This is a genomic window from Streptomyces sp. NBC_00239, from assembly GCF_036194065.1.
GTDB lineage: Bacteria > Actinomycetota > Actinomycetes > Streptomycetales > Streptomycetaceae > Streptomyces.
Genome location: NZ_CP108095.1, coordinates 1,852,925 through 1,875,904, shown reverse-complemented (window position 1 = coordinate 1,875,904; position 22,980 = coordinate 1,852,925). Strand labels below are relative to the sequence as shown.

Here is a 22,980-nt window from a genome sequence, read left to right as displayed (position 1 = left end):
CCCGGCGGGGCCACGGCCGCCTAGTGTGGGGGAGTCGGACCCGTCCGCCGGGGCGGGTCGTACGCGTACCCACGGGGGGCCGATGAAGATCCTCATCTCCGCCGACATGGAGGGCGCCACGGGGGTGACCTGGCCGGCCGACGTGCTGCCGGGGACCCCGCAGTGGGAGCGCTGCCGGGCCATGTTCACCTCCGACGTGAACGCCGCCGCCGTCGGCTTCTTCGCCGGCGGCGCCGACGAGGTCCTGGTCAACGAGGCCCACTGGACCATGCGCAACCTGCTGCTGGAACGCCTCGACGAGCGCGTCGAGATGCTCACCGGCCGCCACAAGTCCCTCTCCATGGTCGAGGGCGTCCAGCACGGAGACGTCGACGGCATCGCCTTCGTCGGCTACCACACCGGCGCCGGCACCGAGGGCGTGCTCGCCCACACCTACCTCGCGAACTCGATCACCGGCGTCTGGCTCAACGGCGCCCGCGCCAGTGAGGGACTGCTCAACGCCCATGTCGTCGCCGAGTACGGCGTCCCCGTCGTCCTCGTCACCGGCGACGACCTGACCTGCCAGGACGCCCGCGGTTACGCGCCGCACGCCCGGACCGTCGCGGTCAAGGACCACGTCTCGCGGTACGCGGCCGTCTGCCGCCCGCCCGCCCGGACCGCCGCCGAGATCGAGGCCGCCGCCCGGGAGGCCGCAGCCCTCGCGGTGCGCCACGAACCCGTGCACGGCGGCCCGTTCAGCGTCGTGCTCGAGTTCGACGCCGAGCACCTGTCGGCCGCCGCGACCGTCGTCCCCGGCGTCGAGCGCACCGGCGAGCGCCGGGTCGCCTACACCAGCGGGACGATGTACGAGGGGATCCGCACGTTCAAGGCGGTCACGACGATCGTGTCCGCGGCCGTCGAGGAGCAGTATGGCTGACATGCACTCTCCAGAGCAGGCAGGCCGGCCCCCCGGTGAAGCGGCCGTCGGTGAAGCGGCCGTCGTGGACGCGACGGCCCTCGACGAGGCCGTCGAGTTCACCTCCGGCCTGATCCGCATCGACACCTCCAACCGGGGCGGCGGCGACTGCCGCGAGCGGCCCGCCGCCGAGTACGTGGCCGAGCGCCTCGCCGGCGCGGGTCTGGAGCCCGTACTCCTCGAACGCACCCCGGGCCGCACCAACGTCGTCGCCCGGATCGCGGGCACCGACCCGTCCGCCGACGCCCTCCTCGTGCACGGCCACCTCGACGTGGTGCCCGCCGAGGCCGCCGACTGGAGCGTGCCCCCGTTCTCCGGCGAGGTCCGCGACGGGGTGGTGTGGGGCCGCGGCGCGGTCGACATGAAGAACATGGACGCGATGGTCCTGTCCGTCGTGCGGGCCTGGGCCCGGGCCGGCGTACGCCCCCGGCGGGACATCGTGATCGCCTTCACCGCCGACGAGGAGGACAGCGCCGTCGACGGCGCCGGCTTCCTCGCCGACCGGCACCCCGGCCTCTTCGAGGGCTGCACCGAGGGCCTGAGCGAGTCGGGCGCCTTCACCGTCCACCCCTACCCGGGCCTGGCGCTCTACCCGGTCGCCGCCGGGGAGCGCGGCACCGCCTGGCTGAAGCTCACCGCGCACGGCACCACCGGCCACGGCTCCAAGCCCAACCCGGCCAACGCCGTCAGCCGGCTCGCGCACGCGGTGTCCCGGATCGCCGACCACCCGTGGCCGGTCCGGCTCACGCCCACCGTACGGGCCGCGATCACCGCGCTCGGCTCCGTGTACGGGCTGGACGTCGACCCGCAGGCCCGCAGCTTCGACCTCGACGCCTTCCTCACCAAGCTCGGCCCGGCCGCCGCCCTCGTCGAGGCGACCGTACGCAACAGCGCCACCCCGACCATGCTCGACGCCGGATACAAGGTCAACGTCATCCCCGGCCGGGCCACCGCCCACGTCGACGGGCGGGTGCTGCCCGGCGGCGAGGAGGAGTTCCGCGCCACCCTCGACGAACTCACCGGCCCGCACGTCGACTGGGAGTTCCACCACCGCGAGGTGGCCCTGGAGGCGCCCGTCGACTCCCGGACGTACGCCGTGCTGCGCGAGTCCGTCGAGCGGTTCGACCCCGCCGGGCACGTGGTCCCGTTCTGCATGGCCGGCGGCACCGACGCCAAGCAGTTCTCCCGGCTCGGCATCACCGGCTACGGCTTCTCCCCGCTCAAGCTGCCGCCGGGCTTCGACTACTGGTCGCTCTTCCACGGCGTGGACGAGCGGGTCCCGGTCGACGCCCTGCACTTCGGGGTCAGAGTCCTCGACCACGCCCTGCGCACGCTGTAGCGGAGAGGAGCAGGACATGGTGCCCACCGCCCCCTACGGCAGCTGGCCGTCGCCGATCGACGCCGAGCTGGCGGCCGGGCTGGACGGCCGCCCCGAATACCTCGGGGCGGTCGGCGAGGAGCTGTGGTGGACCGAGCCCCGGCCCGCCGAGGGCGGCCGCCGCGCCCTGGTCCGCAGTCGGGCCGACGGCCGTGCCGAAACGGTGCTTCCGCCGCCCTGGAACGTCCGCAGCCGGGTCGTCGAGTACGGCGGCCGGCCCTGGGCGGGCGCCGAACGCCCCGCCGGCGGGCCCCTCGTACTCTTCGTCCACTTCGACGACCAGCGGCTGTACGCCTACGAGCCGGACGCCCCGGGCGCGCCCGCGCCGCGCCCGCTGACCCCGCTCTCGGCGGTCGGCGGGGGGCTGCGCTGGGCCGAGCCTGTGCTCTGCCCGGAACGCGGCGAAGTGTGGTGCGTCCTGGAGGAGTTCACCGGCCCCCGCCCCACCGACGTGCGCCGGGTGGCGGCCGCCGTCCCGCTGGACGGCTCGGCGGCCGGGGACCGTACGGCCGTACGGGAGCTGACCGACGCGCGGCACCGGTTCACCACCGGGCCGCGGCTGTCCCCGGACGGGCGGCGGTCCGCCCGGCTGGTGTGGGACCACCCGCGGATGCCCTGGGACGGCACCGAGCTGAAGGTCGCCGACGTCACTGCCGAGGGCACGCTGACCGGCGAGCGCACGGTGCTGGGCGGGCCCGGCGAATCGGTCGCGCAGGCCGACTGGGCGGCGGACGGCGGCCTCCTGGCCGTCAGCGACCGCAGCGGCTGGTGGAACCCGTACCGGGTGGACCCGGACACCGGGGAGGCGGTCAACCTGTGCCCGCGCGAGGAGGAGTTCGGGGGGCCGCTGTGGAAGCCCGGGCTCACCTGGTTCGCGCCGCTGGCGGACGGCGCGGGCGGGGAGGGCGGCGCGGGCCGTCCCGCGGCCGGGGGTGTCGGGACGGGCCTGGTCGCGGTCCTGCACGGCCGGGGCGCCTCCGTGCTCGGGATCCTCGACCCGGAGTCCGGCGACCTCGTCGACGCGGCCGGCCCCTGGACCCACTGGCAGCCCACCCTCGCCGTACGCGGCACCCGGGTGGCGGGCGTCGCCGCCAGCCCGCGCAGCGCCTACGAAGTGGTCGAGCTGGACACCGCGACCGGCCACGCCCGGGCCCTGGGGGTCCGCGGCGCCGACCCCGTCGACCCGGCCTACTACCCGGAGCCGCAGAGCCGCACCTTCACCGGCCCCGACAACCGGGAGATCCACGCCCACGTCTACCCGCCGCACCACCCCGCCCTCGGCGTCCCCGCCGACGAGCTCCCGCCGTACGTGGTCTGGGTGCACGGCGGCCCCACCGAACACGTGGCGCCCATCCTGGACCTGCACATCGCGTACTTCACCTCGCGCGGCATCGGCGTCGCCCAGGTCAACTACGGCGGATCCACCGGATACGGGCGGGCCTACCGGGAGCGGCTGCGCGAGCAGTGGGGCATCGTCGACGTCGAGGACTGCGCGGCCGTCGCCCGGGCGCTCGCCGCCGAGGGCACCGCCGACCCCGCCCGGCTCGCCGTCCGCGGCGGCAGCGCGGGCGGCTGGACCACCGCCGCCTCGCTCGCGGGGACCCGCACGTACGCCTGCGGAACGATCATCTACCCGGTGCTGGACGTCACGGGCATCGCGCAGGAGACCCACGACCTGGAGTCCCGCTACCTGCCCGACCTCGCGGCCAGGCGCGCACAGCGCTCGCCGCTGACCCGCGCCGACCGGATCATCGCGCCGTTCGTGCTGCTCCAGGGCCTGGACGACCCGGTCTGCCCGCCGGCCCAGGCGGAACGCTTCCTGGCCCGGTTCGCCGGCCGCGGCATCCCGCACGCCTACCTCGCCTTCGAGGGCGAGGGACACGGCTTCCGGCGGGCGCAGACGATGGTGCGCGCCCTGGAGGCGGAGCTGTCGCTGTACGCGCAGACCTTCGGCTTCGAGCGGCCCGACGTACCGCGGCTGGAGCTCAGGAAATGACCGCGCACGCCATCCGGGCGATGCTGGGGGCATGAGCACCAAGTCGTCCACCACGGGCCGCGGGCAGGACCGGGGGCGGGGCGGGGGAGTCCTGACCCCCGGCCGGATCACGATGCTGGTCGTGGCCGCCCTCTCCCTCGTGTTCATCTTCGAGAACACCCGCGAGACGAAGATCAGGCTGCTGATCCCGGAAGTGACCATGCCGCTGTGGCTCGCGCTGCTCGCGATGGCCGTGGTCGGAGCCCTCTGCGGCTACTTCTTCGGGCGCCGCAGGTAGCGCGGGGACGGGCAGCACCGGCGGGCCTTTCCGGGTCGGCGAAACCGGCTCTTCCCCGGCCGTCCGGCCGGCCGGTGTGGCACGATTTCGATGATGACCAGCAGACCCGACGCCGCCCAGCGCCTGCGCGACCTCGCGCAGCTGCGGCGCGTCCGCGACCGGATCGACCGGGAGTACGCGCAGCCGCTGGACGTCGAGGCGCTGGCCCGCGGGGTGCACATGTCGGCCGGGCACCTCAGCCGGGAGTTCAAGCTCGCCTACGGGGAGCCCCCGTACGCCTATCTGATGACGCGGCGCATCGAGCGCGCCATGGCGCTGCTGCGGCGCGGCGACCTGAGCGTCACCGAGGTCTGCTTCGCGGTCGGCTGCGCCTCGCTGGGCACCTTCAGCAGCCGTTTCACCGAGCTGGTCGGCATGTCGCCCAGCGCCTACCGGCGGCAGGAGGCCGGCACCGCGGCGGAGATGCCGTCCTGCGTGTCCAAGCAGGTGACGCGACCGATCAGGAATCGAGAAGCGCGGCCGCCGGGCCGGAGCTAGCGTGATCGTCATGGACATCACGATTCACACCACGTTCCTCCCCCACGACGACGCGGAGGCCGCCCTGGGCTTCTACCGCGACACCCTCGGGTTCGAGGTCCGCAAGGACGTCGAGTACGGCGGCAACCGCTGGATCACGGTCGGGCCCCTCGACCAGCCCGGCACGAACATCGTCCTGGAACCCCCGGCCATGGACCCGGGCCTCACCGAGGACGAGCGCCGCACGATCACCGAGATGATGGCCAAGGGCACCTACGCCCGCCTCATCCTGGCCACCCCCGACCTCGACGGCACCTTCGAGAAGCTCCAGGCCAGCGGCGCCGACGTCATCCAGGAGCCGATCGAGCAGCCGTACGGAGTCCGCGACTGCGCCTTCCGCGACCCGGCGGGCAACCACATCCGCATCAACGAGATCCGCTGAGCCGCTCACGACGACCGAGCGGCCGCCGCCCCGCGAACCGATGGAGAGACGATGAGCAAGGCCCCGCGTACGGATGCGAACCCGTCCGCGCCGCACGTTGCCGACAGCCACGACATGATCCGCGTGCACGGAGCGCGCGTGAACAATCTCAAGGACGTCAGCATCGAGATCCCCAAGCGCCGGCTGACGGTGTTCACGGGCGTCTCCGGCTCCGGCAAGAGCTCGCTCGTGTTCGACACGATCGCCGCCGAGTCCCAGCGGATGATCAACGAGACGTACAGCAGCTTCGTGCAGGGCTTCATGCCGACACTCGCCCGGCCCGAGGTCGACGTGCTCGACGGACTGACGACCGTGATCACGGTCGACCAGCAGCGGATGGGCGGCGACCCGCGCTCCACCGTCGGCACCGCCACCGACGCCAACGCCATGCTGCGGATCCTCTTCAGCCGGCTCGGCAAGCCGTACTTCGGCCCGCCCGGTGCCTTCTCGTTCAACGTCGCCTCGGTCCGGGCGAGCGGCGGGATCACCGTCGACCGCGGTGACGCCAAGACCAAGACGGTGAAGGCGACCTTCAACCGCACCGGCGGCATGTGCACGCGCTGCGAGGGCCGCGGCAACGTCTCCGACATCGACCTCACCCAGCTCTACGACGACTCCAAGTCGATCGCCGAGGGCGCGTTCACCATCCCCGGCTGGAAGTCGGACAACGTGTGGACCGTCGGGATCTACGCCGAGTCGGGCTTCCTCGACCCGAACAAGCCCATCCGCCGGTACACCAAGAAGGAGATGCAGGACTTCCTCTACCGCGAGCCGACCAAGGTCAAGGTCAACGGGGTCAACCTCACCTATGAAGGACTGATCCCCAAGATCCAGAAATCGTTCCTGTCCAAGGACAAGGAAGCGATGCAGCCGCACATCCGGGCCTTCGTGGAGCGGGCGGTCACCTTCACCAGCTGCCCCGAGTGCGACGGCACCCGGCTCACGGCGGGGGCCCGCTCCTCCAAGATCAAGCGGATCAGCATCGCCGACGCCTGCGCCATGCAGATCAGCGACCTCGCCGACTGGGTCCGCGGCCTGAAGGAACCTTCCGTCGCACCGCTGCTCGCCGCGCTCCAGCGGACCCTCGACTCCTTCGTGGAGATCGGCCTCGGCTACCTCTCGCTGGAACGGCCCGCGGGCACCCTGTCGGGCGGCGAGGCGCAGCGCGTCAAGATGATCCGGCACCTCGGCTCCGCGCTCACCGACGTCACGTACGTCTTCGACGAGCCCACCATCGGCCTGCACCCGCACGACATCCAGCGCATGAACGACCTGCTGCTGCGGCTGCGCGACAAGGGCAACACGGTGCTGGTCGTGGAGCACAAGCCGGAGACGATCGTGATCGCCGACCACATCGTCGACATCGGCCCCGGCGCCGGCTCGGGGGGCGGCACCATCTGCTTCGAGGGCACCGTCGACGGGCTGCGGTCCGGCGGCACCGTCACCGGCCGCCACTTCGACGACCGGGCCGCCGTCAAGGAGACGGTGCGCGAGCCCACCGGGGCGCTGGAGATCCGCGGCGCGAACGCCAACAACCTGCGCGACGTCGACGTCGACATCCCGCTCGGGGTCCTCACCGTCGTCACCGGCGTCGCGGGATCCGGCAAGAGCTCCCTGATCCACGGTTCACTGACGGGACGTCACGGAGCCGACGGGGAAGGGGTGGTGTCCGTCGACCAGAGTGCGATCCGCGGCTCCCGGCGGAGCAACCCCGCGACGTACACGGGCCTGCTCGACCCGATCCGCAAGGCGTTCGCCAAGGCCAACGGCGTCAAGCCGGCCCTGTTCAGCGCCAACTCCGAGGGTGCCTGCCCGAATTGCAACGGAGCCGGCGTCATCTACACCGACCTGGCGATGATGGCCGGCGTCGCCACCACCTGCGAGGAGTGCGACGGCAAGCGGTTCGAGGCGTCGGTGCTGGAATACCTGCTCGGCGGGCGCGACATCAGCGAGGTGCTCGCGATGTCGGTCACCGAGGCCGAGGAGTTCTTCGGCGCCGGCGAGGCACACACGCCGGCCGCGCACCGGATCCTGGTCCGGCTCGCCGACGTCGGGCTCGGCTACCTCACGCTCGGGCAGCCGCTCACCACGCTGTCCGGAGGCGAGCGGCAGCGGCTCAAGCTGGCCACGCACATGGGGGACAAGGGCGGGGTGTACGTCCTCGACGAGCCGACCACCGGCCTCCACCTGGCCGATGTGGAGCAACTCCTCGGGCTGCTCGACCGGTTGGTCGACTCCGGCAAGTCGGTCATCGTCATCGAGCACCACCAGGCGGTGATGGCTCACGCGGACTGGATCATCGACCTCGGGCCGGGGGCCGGTCACGACGGCGGCAGCGTCGTCTTCGAGGGCACGCCGGCGGATCTCGTCGCGGCGCGCTCCACCCTGACCGGCGAGCACCTGGCCACGTACGTGGGCGCCTGACGCGCGGGCCCGGGCGGAGCCCGGCCAACCCTGCGCGCCCTTCAGCCTCGCCGGCGTTTGAGGCGCGGGTCCGGGCGGAGCCCGGTGCCCGGCGTCAGCCGGGTTGTCCGCTGGGGCTCCGCCCCAAACCCCGCGCCTCAAACGCCGGCGAGGCCGGGAATTGCACCCCAGGGCGCCGGCGAGGCTGGGGTTGCGCCCCAGGGCACCGGCGAAGCTGGGATGGGCTCCGCCCGAGGCTGCGCCTCCAACGCCGGCGCGGCTGGAGGTTGCGCCCCAGGGCGGTCTGGTGGGCGGGTGGGGGGCGTTGGAGGATGGGGGGATGCGGACTCTGGTACTTGTCGACGCCCCGTCGAATCTGGGCCTGCGGCCCCCGACCCCCGGCACCGTCCCCGGCTGCCACAAACTCGCCATGGCGCTGCGCGAACACGGCCTGCTGACCCGCCTCGGCGCCCGCGACGGCGGCGCCGTCGTCCCGCCGCGCTACGACCGCGGCGACTGGCGGGAGGGAGACGGCGTGTTCCACGCCGAGCAGATCGCCGCGTACACCGTCACCCTCGCCGACCGCATCGAAAAGCACCTGGAGGCGGGGGAGTTCCCCGTCGTGCTCGGCGGTGACTGCTCGATCCAGCTCGGCGCCGACCTGGCCATGCGCCGCCTGGGCCGGTACGGGCTGGCCGTGCTCGACGGGTCGGCCGACTTCCGGCACCCCGGGAACACCGACCGGAACGGGCCGGTCGGGGCCGCCGCCGGCGAGGAACTCGCCCTCGCCACCGGCCGCGGCCAGGACCTGCTCACCGACCTCGAAGGCCGCCGGCCCTACCTGCGCGACGAGGACATCTGCCTCTTCGGGATCCGGGACGGCGACCCGGACCTCGCCGAACTCGCCGGACTCGGCATCACGGCCGCGACGGTCGGCGCGATCCGGGCCCGCGGCGCCGCCGTGGTGGCGCGGGAGGCCCTCGCCGCCTTCCGGGCTTCGGAGGTCCGCGGATTCTGGGTGCACCTCGACGCGGACGTGCTCGACCCGACGGTGATGCCGGCCGTCGACGCCCCCGACCCGGGGGGTCTGATGCCCGATGAACTGGCCGTACTGCTGCGGACGTTGATCGCTTCGCCGCGCTGTGTCGGGCTCAACGCCACCATCTACGACCCGGACCTCGACCCGTCGGGGGAGGCCGGCCGACTCTTCGCCGGGGCGATCGTGGCGGGCTTTGCGCAATCCTGACCCGGCGTGATCCGCGGACCCCCTGTTGCCCGGCCGCGGTGGCGTGTTCCATTCCCTCTGGGGCACGAACCGCCCCGGCGAGAAGGGGAGGTCTCCTTGGCCATGACCGCCACGACCGTCCGTATGACCGTACTCACCCTGCCCGCGGCCCCGTTGGGCCCCGAGAACCCACTGCCCGCCCTGCGCGCCCCCGACGGCGTGCACGTGCTCGACGCGCGGGACCGGGCCGGTCTGCCCCGGGACATGGCGCGCCAGATCGGCTACGAGCCGCTCCGCAGCCTGCTGCCCGTACGGATCCTCGACGGCTACGAACGGCAGCGCTCCGAGCGGGAGTTCGACGCGATCGTGATCGAGAACGGCATGCTGCGGGCGACCGTACTGCCCGGCCTCGGCGGCCGGGTGGTCTCCCTCGTCCACAAGGACACGGCGGCCGTCGGGGCCCTCGGGGCCCAGGGATCCGGCGGCCACCACGGGCCCGGCGGGGTCCGGGCGGCCGACGCGGCAGCCGGCGGGGTCGGCGTGAGCGGCGGGACCGTCCCGGTGGAGCGTGAACTGCTCTACCGCAACCCGGTGTTACAGCCCGCCGCGTTCGCCCTGAACGGCGCCTGGTTCTCCGGCGGCATCGAGTGGAACATCGGCGCCACCGGCCACACCGCCCTGGCCTGCGCCCCGCTGCACGCCGCGGTGTTACCGGCCCCCGACGGCGGGGCGATGGTACGGCTGTGGGAGTGGGAGCGGCTGCGCGACCTGCCGTTCCAGGTGGACCTGTGGCTGCCGGCGGACTCCCGCTTCCTGTACGTCGGGGTCCGGATCCGCAATCCGCACGAACGGCCCGCCCCCGTGTACTGGTGGTCGAACACCGCCGTCCCCGAAGCCCCCGGCACCCGCGTCCTCGCCCCCGCCGACCGGGCCTGGCTCCGCCACAGCCCTTCGGGCGTGGGAGGCGCCCCCGGCCACGAGTGCACCCTGCGGCGGATTCCGGTCCCGGAGTGGGACGGCGCCGACCGCACCTACCCGCTGCGCGGCACGTTCCCGGCCGACTACTTCTATGATCTCGCCGACGGCGCCCGGCCCTGGATCGCCTCGCTCGACGAGCACGGCCGCGGGCTGGTGCAGACCTCGACCGGGGTGCTCCGCGGCCGCAAGCTCTTCGTCTGGGGCGCGGGCCGCGGCGGGCGCCGCTGGCAGGAGTGGCTCACCGAGCCCGGCACCCCCGGTTACGCGGAGATCCAGGCGGGCCTCGCCCGCACCCAGCTGGAGCACGTACGGCTGGACGCCGGGTCGGAGCTCAGCTGGCTGGAGGCGTACGGGCCGCTGGCCGCGGACCCGGCCCTGGTCCACGGCGAGGACTGGGCGGCGGCCCGTACGGAGGCCGCCGCGCGGCTGGCCGGAGTGCTGCCGGCGGCCCGGCTGGAGGAGGCGTACGCGGCCTGGCTGCCGCACGCCGACACCGAGCCGCGCGAACGGCTGGCGGCCGGGTCGGGCTGGGGCGCGCTCGAAGTGCTGCGGGCCGGCCACAAGCTGCCCGGCACGCCCTTCGAGGAGGGCTCCCTGGAGTCCCCGCAGGAACCCTGGCTCGCGCTGTGGCGCACCGGCGCGCTGCCGGTGCCGCGCCGGGTGGCTCCGCCCGGGCCGAGCCTGGTCGCCCCGCACTGGCGGGACATGCTGGAGACGGCGCCGGCCGACCCGCTCACCGAGTACCACCTCGGGGTCGCGCAGTGGCACGCCGGCGACCTCGCCCAGGCGGTCCGCAGCTGGGAGCGCGGGCTGGCCCTCGCGCCGTCCCGGTGGCCGCTGCTGCGGTGTCTGGCGGTGGCCGACGAGCTGGCCGGGCACACGGACCGGGCGGCCGACCGGTTCGCGGAGGCGTTCGACGACCTGTGCGAGGAGAGTCGCGGCGGTCAGGAGTGGACTGCGGCGGAGGCGGCGCTCGGGCGCGAGGCGCTGGCCGCGCTGCTCGCGGCGCGGCGGCCGGCGGCCGCGCGGGCCGTGTGGGAACGGCTGCGGCCGGCCCTGCGGGAGCGGGGGCGGTTCCGGTTGCTCGCGGCGCGGTTGCTCGTTGCCGAGGGGCATGTGGCGGCGGCGCGGCGGGTGTTCGACGAGGGGTTCGAAGTGGCGGATCTCCGTGAGGGCGACGAGTCCCTCGGCGAAGTCTGGGCCTCGGCCACCAATGCCCCCCTCCCCCTCCCCTACGACTTCCGCATCCGCCCCTGACCCCCACCGCCCCGCGGCCCGGGCCCCACCTCAGCCCCCGGAGCCTCACCGGCGCCCAACCTCCAGCCTCGCCGCCGCCCTGCGGGCAACCTCCAGCCCGGCCGGTGCCCAACCTCCAGCCTCGCCGGCGTTTGAGGCGCGGGTCCGGGCGGAGCCCGGTGCCCGGCGTCAGCCGGGTTGTCTTGGGGCTCCGCCCCAAACCCCGCGCCTCAAACGCCGGCGAGGCTGGAGGTTGCGCCCGAAGGCGCCGGCGAGGCTGGAGGTTGCGCCCGAAGGCGTCGGTGAGGCTCGGAGGTTGCGCCCCGCGGCGCTGGCAAGGCTGGGGGTTGCGCCCCGCGGCGTCGGTGAGGCTGGGGGTTGCGCCCCGCGGCGTCGGCGCGGCTGGCAGGGGCCCGCCTGGGCTGAGGGGCGGCTCGGGCCTCGGCGGGGCTGGCGGTGGCGCCGCCGGTACCGGCCCGGCCGGATCACGCGCGGCAGAGGATTTCGCCGTTCAGGACGGCGAACCACGCGTCGGGGTCCGCCCCCCACGCGCGCCACGCGGCAGCGATCCCGTCCAGTCCGGCCCGCGTCGCGTGGCCGCCGGACACGGCGAGCTCGCCGTACGCGGAGTCCGTCGTGCGGTCGGCCCACAGCCCGCTCCACCACGCCCGCTCCTCGGCGCTCGCGAAGCACCAGGACGTCGCCGAGGAGGCGATGTCGGTGAAGCCCGCCTCGCGGGCCCACGCCCGCAGCCGCCGCCCCGCGTCCGGTTCGCCGCCATTGGCCCGGGCCACCGCGTCGTACAGCCGCTGCCACCGCTCCAGTCCCGGCGACGCCGGGTACCAGGTCATCGCCGCGTAATCGGCGTCCCGTGCCGCGACGATGCCGCCGGGCCGGCACACCCGGCGCATCTCGCGCAGCGCCCGTACCGGATCGCCCACGTGCTGGAGCACCTGGTGCGCGTGGACGACGTCGAAGGAGTCGTCGGGGAAGTCCAGCGCGTGCACGTCCGCCACGCGGAACTCGACCGTGTCCAGTCCGCGTTCCGCCGCGTGCGCGCGGGCCTGCCCGAGGACCCCCTCGGCGTGGTCGACGGCGGTGACCGGGCCCGGCGCGACCAGCTCCGCCAGGTCCGCGGTGATGGTGCCCGGCCCGCAGCCGATGTCCAGCAGGGCCATGCCCGGGCGCAGCTCGCCGAGCAGGTACGCGGCCGAGTTCGCGGCCGTGCGCCAGCGGTGCGAGCGGAGCACCGACTCGTGGTGCCCGTGGGTGTAGACGGCGGTCTCCCGGTGCGCGGCGGCGCTCATGGCGGCAACTCCCTCTCGTCGGCAGTGGCGATACGACCGGCTCGAACGTCCCGAATGGCTCGAGCTGCCCTCGAACGACGGTCCGAAGCGGTCTCCACCACCGTAGAGGATCATGTCGGGATATGAGATAGGCGTATTGAGATGTGGACACCCGTCTTGTGGGGCAAGGGGGTTGGGGTGACGGGTGGCGGGGAAGTCCGGGTGCGAGGACAGTGGGACGCAGGGGTCGTCGGGCCCTGCGACGGGCCCCGTGGGGCAGCCGCGAAGGCAGCCCCGCGGGCGGTCGCGCCGCAGGCGGCAGGGGAAGAGGACGGTGGTACCCGTGGCAGCAGACCCGGTGCTCGCGCAGCACTCCGAGGCGCTCGCCCTCTTCGGCGGCCTGGTGCACGCCGTGGCGGACGACCAGTGGGACCGTCCGACGCCGTGTACCGACTGGACCGTCCGGGACCTGGTCAACCACGTCACCGGCGAACAGTTCTGGGTTCCGCCGCTGGTCACGGAGGGCCGCACGGTCGCCGACGTCGGCGACGAATTGGCCGGCGACCTGCTCGGCGACGACCCGGCCGGCGCCTGGGACCGGGGCGCGGCCGGTGCGGCCGCCGCCTTCGCCGCCCCCGGTGCGCTGGAGCGCACCGTCCAGCTCTCGTACGGACCGACCCGCGCGATGGCGTACTGCACCGAGCTGATCGCCGACGTCGTGGTGCACGCCTGGGACCTCGCGCGCGGCATCGGCGCGGACGACCGGCTGCCGCCCGACCTGGTCGAGTTCTCGATCAAGGAGGTCATGCCGTACGCGGACGGCCTCGCCGCCAGCGGCATGTACGCCGAGCCGCTGGAGGTGCCCCCGGGCGCCGACGCGCAGACCCGGCTGCTGGCCCTCCTCGGGCGCAAGGGCTGAGCGGCGCGGCTCCACCGCATCCCCGCCAAGGGGGCAGAATGCGGCATTTGTCGTATAAAGGGGCAGAGGAGTCACGCGGAACGGGCTGCGGAACGGGCGGTGGGGCAGATGCAGCGGACGGCACCGGAAGGCCACGGCCCCGTCCGGTACACCCCGCCCACCCCCGAGCCGGGGCTCCCGCCCCTGCCCGAACTGGTCGCCGTCCTCGCCGGCGCGGCCGGCCGCACCGCACCCGAACCCCCCGGCGGCGGACTCGCCGTACGCGAGGCCGCGAGCGGATTCTGGGCGCGCCGCGGCCTCTACGCGCCGCCCGGGCAGGTGGTCGCGGCCCCCGGCGCGCCCGCCCTGCTGTTCGCGCTGCTCGCCGCGCACGGCGGCGACGTGCTCCTGCCGCGCCCCTGCCCCGCCTGGTGGACCCCGCAGCTGCGGCTGCTGGGCCGCCGCGCCCACCACGCGCCGACCCCCGCCGAGTGCGGTGGCGTACCCGACCCTTACGCGCTGCTGGAGACCGTACGCCGGGTCCGCGCCGAAGGCGGCGACCCCCGCGTCCTGCTGCTCAGCGTGGCCGACGACCCGACCGCCACGGTCGCCCCGCCGGAAGTCCTGCGGGAGGCCTGCGAGGCCGCGGTGTTCGAGGGCATGGCCGTGATCGCCGACGAGACCTGGCGGGACACCCTGCACCGGCCGCAGGACACGGTGCTGGTCAGCCCCGCCGAGATGTGCCCCGAGGCGGTCACCGTGCTCGCCGACCTCAGGGGCGCGCTGCTGCCCGCCGGCTGGCCGGCCGCCGTCGCCCGGTTCCCCGGCACCGCCCGCGGCGAGGAGCTGCGCGCCCGGGCCCTCGACGTCCTGACCGCGACGGGCGCGGTGCTCGCGGGACCGGTGGCCGGAGCCGCCGCGTACGCACTCGGCGAGCCGGACCCCGTCGCCGTACGGGGCAGGGCCACCGCACGGCTGCACGGGCAGCTCGCGGCCGCCGCGCACCGGGCGCTGCTGCGGGCCGGCGCCCTCGCCCTGCCGCCCCTCGCCGGCCGCCACCTGTACGCCGACCTCGGCCCGCTGCGCGCCGGCCTCGCCCGGCACCGGGTCGGCGACGCGCTGGAACTGGAGGACTACCTCGGCGCCCGGCTCGGCCGGCCCGCGCCCGGCGGGCAGCGGTTCGCGGACGACCTCGGTGCCCTGCGCGTACGGCTGGAGACCGCGCCGCTGCTGGGGGAGTCCCCGCAGGAGCGGCTGGCCGCGCTCGCCGCGCCGGACCCGCTGGCCCTGCCCCACGTCGCCCGGTCCCTGGCCGACTTCGGATCGGTGTTCGACGACCTGTCCTGAACCCCCGCCGGCAGGCGGACCGCCCGTGAATGGAGTCGTCCCGATGACGGAACAGACGGAGCAGACCGTGCGCACGGCCCGCGGGCCGCGCACGGAACCGACCGTCGCCGCCGCCCCAGGAGTGCGCCCCCTCGGGGAACTCCGCACCTGGCCCCGGTCGTTCGCCGACCGCCTGACCTCGCCGCTGCCCGGCGTACGGGCCTTCGCCCGGCTCGCCCGCGAAGGCGCCTTCCGGCCCGCCCCCGAAGGTCTCCTCGGCATCCCGGACCTGCCGTACGCGCCGGCGCCGCTGCCGCCGGCCGGAGCCGGCGCCGTCTCGGTCACCTGGGCCGGCCACGCCAGCTGGGTGATCCGGATCGGCGGGCTCACCGTGCTCACGGACCCGGTGTGGTCCCGGCGGATCCTCGGCACGCCGGCCCGGATGACCCCGGTCGGCGTCCCCTGGGAGGACCTGCCGCCCGTCGACGCCGTGGTCATCAGCCACAACCACTACGACCACCTCGACGCGCCCACCCTGCGGCGGCTGCCCCGGGACACTCCGCTGCTCGTCCCGGCGGGGCTGGCCCGCTGGTGCCGGCGGCGCGGCTTCACCCGCGTCACCGAACTGGACTGGTGGGAGGCGGTGGAACTGGGCGGCGTCCGCTTCGACTTCGTCCCCGCGCACCACTGGTCCAAGCGCTCCCTGCTCGACACCTGCCGGACCCTGTGGGGCGGCTGGGTGCTCACCGACCCGGCCGGCCGACGGGTGCACTTCGCGGGCGACACCGGCTACGGGCACTGGTTCGCGGAGATCGGCCGCCGTCACCCGGGCATCGACCTGGCGCTGCTCCCGATCGGCGCCTACGCACCGCGCTGGTGGCTGCGCGAGGTGCACGCCGACCCCGAGGAGGCCGTCCAGGCGTGCCTGGACCTCGGCGCCCGGCGGATGGCGCCCATGCACTGGGGCACGTTCGTGCTCTCCGCCGAGCCGGTCCTCGAACCCCTGCACCGGGTACGCGCCGCCTGGTCCCGCGCCGGACTCGCCCGCGAAGCCCTCTGGGACCTCCCCATCGGCGGCTCCAGGGCCCTGACGCCCGACTGAGCGGAGCCGGCGGGCCGGAGCGGTCGGGGGAGGGGGCGAAGGGCGGCAGGAGGGTGGGAGGCGAAGGCAGCCGGAGGGCGGGAGCCGGCGGGGGAGGGCGGGGTGCGGAAGCGGAACACCGCGCCGCCGCCCGTGCCCCCACGGCCGCCCCCGCCCCCGCCCGCTCAGCCCCGCAGCCGGCGCCAGCCCGCCGGGCCCGCCCCGATCAGCAGGGCCAGGCCGACCGCCAGCGCGACGCCCTTCCACGGCTCGTCGAAGAGCGAACCTCCCAGGATGCCGATCAGCTGGTACGTGGCCGCCCACGCCAGGCAGGCCGGGGCGTCGCCGCGGGCGAACTCCCGCATCGGCATCCGGGACAGCAGGCAGGCCAGCATGACCGGGATCCGGCCCGCCGGGACCAGCCGGGACAGCACCAGCACCTGCACCCCGTGCGCGCGCAGCCGGGTCTGCGCCGCCTCCAGCCGGTCCGGCGACACCCGCCCCCGCAGCGCCGCCAGCCACCGGGAGCCGTTGCGCGAACGCACCCCGCGCTGCCCGAGCCAGTACAGCGCCATGTCACCCGCGAACGCGCCCGCCGCCGCGACCACGAACACCAGCAGCAGCCCGAACGGCTGCGTCCGGTGGTGCAGCGCCACCACCGCCGCGGAACTCACCAGCGGGCCCGTCGGGATGACCGGCACCAGCGCGCCCAGCGCCACCAGCACGAACAGCGCCGGATACCCCACGGCCTGCTGGGTCGACTCCGGCGGCACCTGGCCCGAGACCTGCTCCACCAGCTCCCGCAGCATCAGCCGGCCACCACGCCCTCCCCGTGCCCCAGCCGGTGCACCGTCACCTTCGGCGCGAGCAGTCCCGCCTGGCGTACGAACTCCTCGCCCGGCGCGTGGAACTCGTGCGGCCGCACCCCGTCCATGCCGATCGGCCAGTACGTCCCGTAGTGCACCGGCACGGCCGCGCCCGGCGCCAGCGCCGCCAGCGCCAGGGCCGCCGCCCGGGCGTCGAGATGGCCCGCGCCCAGGTACGGGCCCCAGCCGCCGACCGGCAGCAGCGCCACGTCCACCGGTCCCACCTCCCGCGCCATCGCGTCGAACAGCCCGGTGTCACCGGCGAAGTACGTACGCGCTTCGCCCTCGATCACGTACCCGAGCGCGGGGGACCGGTGCGGGCCGAACGGCAGCCGCCGGCCGTCGTGCCGAGCGCTCACCACCCGTACCCGCAGCCCGCCGACCGCCACCGTGTCGCCCGGCGCGACCTCAGTGATGTGCAGCGCGCGCAGCCGCCGCAGCGCGGGCACCGCGCGCCGCGCGCCGCGCGGCACCAGCAGCCGGGTGCCCGGTGCGAGCCGGGCCAGCGAGGGCAGGTGCAGGTGGTCGGCGTGCAGATGGGAGACCAGCACGGCGTCGGCCACCGCGGCCGCGGGCGGCGGGACGGGCCCGGCGCGGCGCCGCAGATGGGCCAGCCGGCGGGCGAACAGCGGGTCGGTCAGCAGCCGCACCCCGGAGTCCTCGACCGTACAGGTGGCATGCCCCCACCAAGTGATCCCCACCGGCACCCGGCACCCCTTCCGTCCTGCTCGCGCTCCCGAGCTTAGGGGTGTCCGGTGGACATCCGCGGCGTCGCGACGCCCGGCACGCACGCCGCTCCTTCCCCGCGGAGATCCACCGGACACCTCCTCGGGCCAAGACGCGAAGGCCTGCTTCCCACTCCTCCCGGGCGCCCGACCGGAGTAGGGTCGGGCGGCATGAATGAGGTGCGCGTGGCCGCGATCGCGAGTCTGGCCCCGCTCGAAGAACTCGACAGCGACCCCTTCGCGGTCGACACCCGGAGCCAGCACGACATGTGCGCGCGCTGGGCCGCCGACCAGGGCTACGTCGTGACCCGGCAGCTGCTCTTCTACGGGCTGCGCGCCGACCACTTCGGCCTCTGGGCGGACGTGGACGCCGGCCAGGTCGACCTGTTCGTCGCGCCCAGCCGCCGGGTGCTCGCCCGGGCCCTGCGGTCGGTCGACGAGTTCGCGGCCGAGTGCGAGCGTCGCGGAGTCCGGCTGGAAACCGTCGGTCAGGACGAGCCGGCGTACACCTCCGCGATGAAGGCCGAGGTGCACCGGCGGCTCTCCATGCCCACGGCCGGCTACGACGGCACCTGACCACCCGCCCCCGCCGGCGCCCGGGCGACCCCTCCCGCCCCGCCGGTGCCCTGCGGTGCAATTCCCAGCCTCGCCGGCGTTTGAGGCGCGGGGTTTGGGGCGGAGCCCCAGGACTGCAACCCGGCTGGCGCCGGGCACCGGGCTCCGCCCGGACCCGCGCCTCAAACGCCGGCGAGGCTGAGGGTGCCGGCGAGGCTGGATATCGCGCCACAGGTGAGCCGGCGAGGCTGAGGGTGCCGCCAGGCCAGCCGGCGAGGCCGGGTTTCGTGCCCGCAGCGTCGGCGAGGCCGAGGATGTTCCGCAGCCGGTGGGGCCGAGGCCGCGTCGCCCGTGTCGAACCGCCCGTTCGGCCGCCCTGTGCGAGGCTGGGCCAGAGGGCTCGCGGGTGGGGCGCGGGCCCGGGGGTCCCCCCGGACGCGGGTCCGCGGGAGTGAGGTGGGAACGGCGTGCACCAAGGGCGATGGCGGACCGCGGGCAGCGCCCTCTTCCGGGTGGTCACCGTCTGGGCGGTCTCGACCCTGACCATGCTGGCGCTGGCCGGCATCCTCCCCGACTTCCGGCTCCAGTCCGCCGACGGCGACAGCATCACGCGGATCGGACTCACCGCCGCCTGGGGCGCGGGAGCCTTCGGCCTGCTCAGCGCCCTGGTCTGGCCGGTGCTGGTGCGGGCCCTGCTGCTGGTGCCCGCCCTCGTGCTCGGCCTGCTCGTCTTCTTCCTCAACGGCTCGCTGCTGCTCATCGCCCTGGACCTGATCCCGGACGGCCGCGGCGCCGCCGACCCGCAGACCGCGATCGTGGTGGCGGCCGTGATGTCGGCCGTGGCCTCGGCGACCTCCACCGCCCTCGCCGTACGCGACGACGGGGCGTACCGGCGGCGGCTGTCCCGGCTCGCCGACCGCAAGCGCCGCCGCCGGCGCGCCGGGTACGCCGCCGGGGCCGCCGAGACCCGGCCGGGCACGGTCTTCCTCCAGCTCGACGGCGTCGGCCACGAGGTGCTGCGGCACGCCGTCACCACCAGCCTGATGCCCGCCACCGCCCGGCTCCTCGACACCAGCCACCGGCTGATGCCCTGGCGCACCGACTGGTCCAGCCAGACCGGCGCCAGCCAGCTCGGCATCCTGCACGGCTCGAACTTCGACGTGCCCGCGTTCCGCTGGTACGAGAAGGACACCGGCGAGGTCGTCGTCTGCAACCGGCCCACCAGCGCCGCCGAACTCCAGCGGCGCGCGGTCCGACGCACCGGCAGCCCCGGCCTGCTCGCCCGCGACGGCGCCGGCCGCGGCAACCTCTTCAGCGGCGGCGCCGACCAGCTCGCGCTCGTGCTCTCGGTGTCCGCCCGGCGCGGCCGCGAGAACCGCTCGCGCGCCGGGTACTTCGCCTACTTCTCCGACCCCGCCAACGCCGTCCGCACCGCGCTGTCCCTGGTCGCCGAGATCGCCCGCGAGGTGTACCAGTCCCTCGCGGCCCGGCTGCGCGGGGACCGGCCGCGGGTCGGCCGCGGCGGCAGCTATCCCTTCATCCGGGCCTTCGCGACCGTCGTGGAGCGCGACGTCGTGGTGGCCGCCGTCATCGGCGACATGCTGGCCGGCCGCGCCGCCGTCTACGCCGACCTGGTCGGGTACGACGAGGTGGCCCACCACTCCGGGCCGCGCAGCCGCGACGCCCTCCAGGTGCTGCGGCGGCTGGACCGCAGCGTCGAGCTGATCTGCAAGGTGACCGCGCACGCCCCCCGCGAGTACCGGATCGTGCTGCTCTCCGACCACGGCCAGAGCCCCGGCGAGACCTTCCTCGGCCGCTTCGGGCTGACCCTGCGCGACCTGGTGCGGGCCGGCTGCGGGCTGCCCGTACCGCGCCGGGCCGGGCGCACCCACAGCGGAGCCGAGGCCCGGGCCGCCGTACTCGCCGCCCTGCACCGGCCCGTCGAGGAGGAGGACGGGCAGGCGCACCCGGCCCCCGGCTCCGACCCGGTGGTCCTCGCCTCCGGGAACCTCGGCCTGGTGTCCTTCCCCGACGTGCCGCACCGGCTGACGCGGCAGCAGATCGAGCGCCGCCACCCCGTACTGCTGGCCACCCTCGCGGCCCATCCCGGCATCGGGTTCCTGCTCGTACGCGGTGACGACGGCGGCTCCCTGGTGCTCGGGCCGGACGGGGCCGAGGCCCGGCTCGACGTGCCGGGGGAGGCGGAGGCGCTGCTCGCCGCCTACGGCCCGGGCGCGGCCGACGCGGTCCGGCGGACCGACGGCTTCCCGCACGTCGCGGACATCATGGTCAACTCGGCGTACGACCCGGGGAGCGGGTCGGTGCACGCCTTCGAGGAGCAGATCGGCTCGCACGGCGGCCTGGGCGGCGAGCAGGGGCACGCGTTCCTGATGTGGCCCTCGGTGCTCTCGGAGCCGCCCGGCCCGGTCAACGGGGCGGAGCAGGTGCACACGCTGCTGCGGGGCTGGCTGGCGGAGGCGGAGGCGACGGACGGGCCCGCGGACGGGCCCGCGGACGGGCCCGCGGACGGGCCCGCGGACGGGCCCGCGGACGGGCCCGCGGACGGGCCCGCGGACGGGCCCGCGGACGGGCCCGCGGACGGGCCCGCGGACGGGCCCGCGGACGGGCCCGCGGACGGGCCCGCGGACGGGCCCGCGGACGGGGTGCCGCGGGAGGATCGGCTCCAGGAACACCCTCCTGCCGGAACACTTCCGTCCGCATAGCGCTCCGTGCGGGACAAAACCCGGTGATTTGGTGCGACCTCGGCCATCCCTGACGATGTTCGGGTTTGTCCGCCACATGAACAGAGGCACCACCCCCATGGCCATCGAACAGGCCGCCGACCGGGCCGCCGCACCGGTCACCGAAGAGACCGCGCCGCAGACCGGACCCGCGTCCGCGCCCGCCGGCAACCGCCATGCCCGCCGGTTCGGGCTCCCCGTCGCGACCGCCCTGGTCATGGGCAACATCATCGGCGGCGGGATCTTCCTGCTCCCGGCGTCGGTGGCCCCCTTCGGCACGATCAGCCTGGTCGCCTTCGGGGTGCTCACGCTCGGCGCCGTCTGCCTCGCGCTGGTCTTCGGCCGGCTCGCCGACCGGCACCCGCAGACCGGCGGCCCGTACGTGTACGCCCGCGCGGCCTTCGGCGAGTTCGCCGGGTTCCTCGCCGCCTGGAGCTACTGGATCACCACCTGGGTCTCCAACGCGGCCCTCGCCGTGGCCGCCGTCGGCTACCTCGCCGTGCTGTTCCCGGCGGTCGGCGCGCACGCCTGGACGATGTGCCTGGCCGCGCTGGCCGTGCAGTGGCTGCCGGCCCTGGCCAACCTCGCCGGCACCCGCTACGTCGGGGCGGTTCAGGTCCTGGCGACCGTGCTGAAGTTCGTACCGCTGCTGCTGGTGGCCGTGGGCGGGCTGTTCTTCTTCGACCCGGCGAACCTCGGCCCCTTCCGGGCCGACGGCTCCTCGGCGGTCGGCGCGGTCTCCGCCTCCGCCGCGATCCTGCTCTTCAGCTACCTCGGGGTGGAGTCCGCTGCCGTCAGCGCGGGCGAGGTCCGCGACCCGCGGCGAAACGTCGGCCGGGCCACCGTCCTCGGCACGGCGGGCGCGGCCGTCGTCTACCTGCTGGGCACCCTCGCCGTCTTCGGCCTGGTGCCGCACGACCGGCTGGTCGGCTCGCAGGCCCCCTTCTCGGACGCCGTGGACGCCATGTTCGGCGGCGGCTGGGGCGGCACCGCGGTGGCCTGCGCCGCCGTGGTGTCCATGGTCGGCGCGCTCAACGGCTGGACCCTGCTCAGCGCGCAGACCCCGTACGCGGCCGCCCGGGACGGGCTCTTCCCCCGGGCGTTCGCGGTCCGGCGGCGGGGCGTGCCGGTCGTCGGCGTGCTCGTCACCGCGGTCCTCGCCTCGGCGCTGACCGTCTACAACTACACCGCCGGCTCGGAGGGCGTCTTCGAGACCCTGGTGCTGGTGACCACCTTCACCGCGACCGTCCCCTACCTGCTGGCCACGGCCGCTCAGGTCTACTTCCTGGTCTCGGGGCAGTCCGACCGGGTGCGCCGCGGCCGGCTGGTGCGCGACGCCGTCCTCGCGGGCGCCGCCTTCGCGTTCTCGCTGTGGCTGGTCGCGGGCTCCGGCTACGCGGCCGTCTACCAGGGCGTCCTGTTCCTCTTCGCGGGTGTGCTCGGATACGCGTGGATGGCCGGGAAGAAGCGGCGGGCGGGCCTCCCACCAGCGCGGTAGCGTGGAACGAGAGGACAGTCAGGGGGGCTCTAAGGGGTCGCCATGTCCGCGATCAGGAACAGCATCGACATCGACCGCAGGCCCGAGGACGTCTACACGTACATCACGAACCCCACGCACCTGCCGGAGTGGCAGGACAGCGCCGTGTCCGCCGTTCCCATGGGCGAGCTTCCCGTGCACATCGGTTCACGGGTCGTCGTCACCCGGCAGATCGGCAAGCGGCAGATGCCCTCGACCATGGAATTCACGGAGCTCGACCCGCCGAGGAGCTGGCACATCCACGGCGTCGACGGGCCGGTCCGGCCGGACGTCCAGGGCACCATCGAACCCCTCGACGGCGGGACCCGCTCGCGGGTCACGATCTCCGTCGACTTCGAGGGGCGCGGTCTGGGCCGGGCTTTGGTCCCCCTCAAGGTCAAGCCCATGGTCCGCAAGGAGATGCCGCAGAGCGAGGAGAAGCTGAAGCACCTGCTGGAGGCCTGAGCGCAGCCGTCACGCCCTGAGCCCCGCCACTCCCTGAGCGGCCGCCCGCCCCGCGGAGCCGCACACGACGACGCCC

General features: G+C 75.0%; 19 protein-coding genes. 16 read left to right on the top strand and 3 right to left on the bottom strand.

Annotated elements, in window-relative coordinates:
* Positions 1-82 precede the first annotated feature (82 nt).
* The 9 genes from OG764_RS08180 (at position 83) to OG764_RS08140 (ending at position 11,466) form a co-directional block, all read left to right on the top strand.
* Entirely contained in the window at positions 83-916 is an 834-nt protein-coding gene (locus tag OG764_RS08180; RefSeq protein WP_328967734.1) for a M55 family metallopeptidase, read from the top strand.
* Complete coding sequence (locus tag OG764_RS08175) at positions 909-2,294, top strand: M20/M25/M40 family metallo-hydrolase (protein ID WP_328967733.1); 1,386 nt, start codon at positions 909-911, stop codon at positions 2,292-2,294. The genes OG764_RS08180 and OG764_RS08175 overlap by 8 nt, the downstream gene beginning before the upstream one ends.
* 16 nt (positions 2,295-2,310) lie before the next feature.
* A complete protein-coding gene (locus tag OG764_RS08170; protein WP_328967732.1) occupies positions 2,311-4,329 on the top strand; it encodes a prolyl oligopeptidase family serine peptidase in 2,019 nt (672 codons plus the stop codon).
* Between the two features lie 31 nt (positions 4,330-4,360).
* Positions 4,361-4,606 (top strand): LapA family protein, encoded by a 246-nt coding sequence (locus OG764_RS08165; RefSeq protein ID WP_328967731.1) that lies wholly within the window; start codon positions 4,361-4,363, stop codon positions 4,604-4,606.
* 93 nt (positions 4,607-4,699) lie between these two features.
* Entirely contained in the window at positions 4,700-5,143 is a 444-nt protein-coding gene (locus tag OG764_RS08160; RefSeq protein ID WP_328967730.1) for a helix-turn-helix transcriptional regulator, read from the top strand.
* A 10-nt stretch (positions 5,144-5,153) separates the two neighbouring features.
* Positions 5,154-5,564, top strand: coding sequence for a VOC family protein (locus tag OG764_RS08155; protein ID WP_328967729.1), 411 nt, complete (start codon positions 5,154-5,156; stop codon positions 5,562-5,564).
* A gap of 51 nt (positions 5,565-5,615) precedes the next feature.
* Positions 5,616-8,027 carry an excinuclease ABC subunit UvrA gene (locus tag OG764_RS08150; protein WP_328967728.1) on the top strand — a complete coding sequence of 804 codons (2,412 nt, stop codon included), beginning with the start codon at positions 5,616-5,618 and terminating at the stop codon, positions 8,025-8,027.
* A gap of 319 nt (positions 8,028-8,346) precedes the next feature.
* Entirely contained in the window at positions 8,347-9,252 is a 906-nt protein-coding gene (locus OG764_RS08145; protein WP_328967727.1) for an arginase family protein, read from the top strand.
* A gap of 102 nt (positions 9,253-9,354) precedes the next feature.
* Positions 9,355-11,466 carry a DUF5107 domain-containing protein gene (locus tag OG764_RS08140; RefSeq protein WP_328967726.1) on the top strand — a complete coding sequence of 704 codons (2,112 nt, stop codon included), beginning with the start codon at positions 9,355-9,357 and terminating at the stop codon, positions 11,464-11,466.
* Positions 11,467-11,930: 464 nt separating this feature from the next.
* Here OG764_RS08140 and OG764_RS08135 read toward each other — a convergent pair whose 3' ends face one another.
* Positions 11,931-12,752, bottom strand: coding sequence for a methyltransferase domain-containing protein (locus OG764_RS08135; protein WP_328967725.1), 822 nt, complete (start codon positions 12,750-12,752; stop codon positions 11,931-11,933).
* A gap of 322 nt (positions 12,753-13,074) precedes the next feature.
* Between OG764_RS08135 and OG764_RS08130 the strand changes: the two genes are divergently transcribed.
* The 3 genes from OG764_RS08130 (at position 13,075) to OG764_RS08120 (ending at position 16,057) form a co-directional block, all read left to right on the top strand.
* Entirely contained in the window at positions 13,075-13,650 is a 576-nt protein-coding gene (locus tag OG764_RS08130) for a TIGR03086 family metal-binding protein (protein ID WP_328967724.1), read from the top strand.
* 108 nt (positions 13,651-13,758) lie between these two features.
* Positions 13,759-14,976 carry a pyridoxal phosphate-dependent aminotransferase gene (locus OG764_RS08125; protein WP_328972917.1) on the top strand — a complete coding sequence of 406 codons (1,218 nt, stop codon included), beginning with the start codon at positions 13,759-13,761 and terminating at the stop codon, positions 14,974-14,976.
* A 43-nt stretch (positions 14,977-15,019) separates the two neighbouring features.
* Positions 15,020-16,057 carry an MBL fold metallo-hydrolase gene (locus OG764_RS08120; protein WP_328967723.1) on the top strand — a complete coding sequence of 346 codons (1,038 nt, stop codon included), beginning with the start codon at positions 15,020-15,022 and terminating at the stop codon, positions 16,055-16,057.
* A 164-nt stretch (positions 16,058-16,221) separates the two neighbouring features.
* Here OG764_RS08120 and OG764_RS08115 read toward each other — a convergent pair whose 3' ends face one another.
* Together OG764_RS08115 and OG764_RS08110 are read right to left on the bottom strand one after the other, a co-directional pair.
* A complete protein-coding gene (locus OG764_RS08115; RefSeq protein ID WP_328967722.1) occupies positions 16,222-16,845 on the bottom strand; it encodes a DedA family protein in 624 nt (207 codons plus the stop codon).
* Positions 16,845-17,609, bottom strand: a complete 765-nt coding sequence (locus tag OG764_RS08110; RefSeq protein WP_328967721.1) for an MBL fold metallo-hydrolase — start codon at positions 17,607-17,609, stop codon at positions 16,845-16,847. The genes OG764_RS08115 and OG764_RS08110 overlap by 1 nt, the downstream gene beginning before the upstream one ends.
* 189 nt (positions 17,610-17,798) lie before the next feature.
* On the opposite strand from OG764_RS08110, the gene OG764_RS08105 reads away from it, so the two are divergent.
* From OG764_RS08105 to OG764_RS08090, 4 genes are all read left to right on the top strand, one after another.
* Positions 17,799-18,203 carry a hypothetical protein gene (locus OG764_RS08105; protein ID WP_328967720.1) on the top strand — a complete coding sequence of 135 codons (405 nt, stop codon included), beginning with the start codon at positions 17,799-17,801 and terminating at the stop codon, positions 18,201-18,203.
* A 446-nt stretch (positions 18,204-18,649) separates the two neighbouring features.
* Positions 18,650-20,905 (top strand): phage holin family protein, encoded by a 2,256-nt coding sequence (locus tag OG764_RS08100; protein ID WP_328967719.1) that lies wholly within the window; start codon positions 18,650-18,652, stop codon positions 20,903-20,905.
* Between the two features lie 76 nt (positions 20,906-20,981).
* Positions 20,982-22,421: an amino acid permease gene (locus tag OG764_RS08095; protein WP_328967718.1), complete on the top strand. Its 1,440-nt coding sequence runs from the start codon at positions 20,982-20,984 to the stop codon at positions 22,419-22,421.
* A 42-nt stretch (positions 22,422-22,463) separates the two neighbouring features.
* Positions 22,464-22,904, top strand: coding sequence for an SRPBCC family protein (locus OG764_RS08090; protein WP_328967717.1), 441 nt, complete (start codon positions 22,464-22,466; stop codon positions 22,902-22,904).
* The last annotated feature ends 76 nt before the right edge of the window (positions 22,905-22,980 follow it).

Coding starts and splice junctions, on each gene's coding strand:
- OG764_RS08180 (WP_328967734.1), top strand. CDS start 83: ATGAAGATCCTCATCTCCGCCGACATGGAGGGCGCCACGGGGGTGACC.
- OG764_RS08175 (WP_328967733.1), top strand. CDS start 909: ATGGCTGACATGCACTCTCCAGAGCAGGCAGGCCGGCCCCCCGGTGAA.
- OG764_RS08170 (WP_328967732.1), top strand. CDS start 2,311: ATGGTGCCCACCGCCCCCTACGGCAGCTGGCCGTCGCCGATCGACGCC.
- OG764_RS08165 (WP_328967731.1), top strand. CDS start 4,361: ATGAGCACCAAGTCGTCCACCACGGGCCGCGGGCAGGACCGGGGGCGG.
- OG764_RS08160 (WP_328967730.1), top strand. CDS start 4,700: ATGACCAGCAGACCCGACGCCGCCCAGCGCCTGCGCGACCTCGCGCAG.
- OG764_RS08155 (WP_328967729.1), top strand. CDS start 5,154: ATGGACATCACGATTCACACCACGTTCCTCCCCCACGACGACGCGGAG.
- OG764_RS08150 (WP_328967728.1), top strand. CDS start 5,616: ATGAGCAAGGCCCCGCGTACGGATGCGAACCCGTCCGCGCCGCACGTT.
- OG764_RS08145 (WP_328967727.1), top strand. CDS start 8,347: ATGCGGACTCTGGTACTTGTCGACGCCCCGTCGAATCTGGGCCTGCGG.
- OG764_RS08140 (WP_328967726.1), top strand. CDS start 9,355: ATGACCGCCACGACCGTCCGTATGACCGTACTCACCCTGCCCGCGGCC.
- OG764_RS08135 (WP_328967725.1), bottom strand. CDS start 12,752: ATGAGCGCCGCCGCGCACCGGGAGACCGCCGTCTACACCCACGGGCAC.
- OG764_RS08125 (WP_328972917.1), top strand. CDS start 13,759: ATGCAGCGGACGGCACCGGAAGGCCACGGCCCCGTCCGGTACACCCCG.
- OG764_RS08120 (WP_328967723.1), top strand. CDS start 15,020: ATGACGGAACAGACGGAGCAGACCGTGCGCACGGCCCGCGGGCCGCGC.
- OG764_RS08115 (WP_328967722.1), bottom strand. CDS start 16,845: ATGCTGCGGGAGCTGGTGGAGCAGGTCTCGGGCCAGGTGCCGCCGGAG.
- OG764_RS08105 (WP_328967720.1), top strand. CDS start 17,799: ATGAATGAGGTGCGCGTGGCCGCGATCGCGAGTCTGGCCCCGCTCGAA.
- OG764_RS08095 (WP_328967718.1), top strand. CDS start 20,982: ATGAACAGAGGCACCACCCCCATGGCCATCGAACAGGCCGCCGACCGG.
- OG764_RS08090 (WP_328967717.1), top strand. CDS start 22,464: ATGTCCGCGATCAGGAACAGCATCGACATCGACCGCAGGCCCGAGGAC.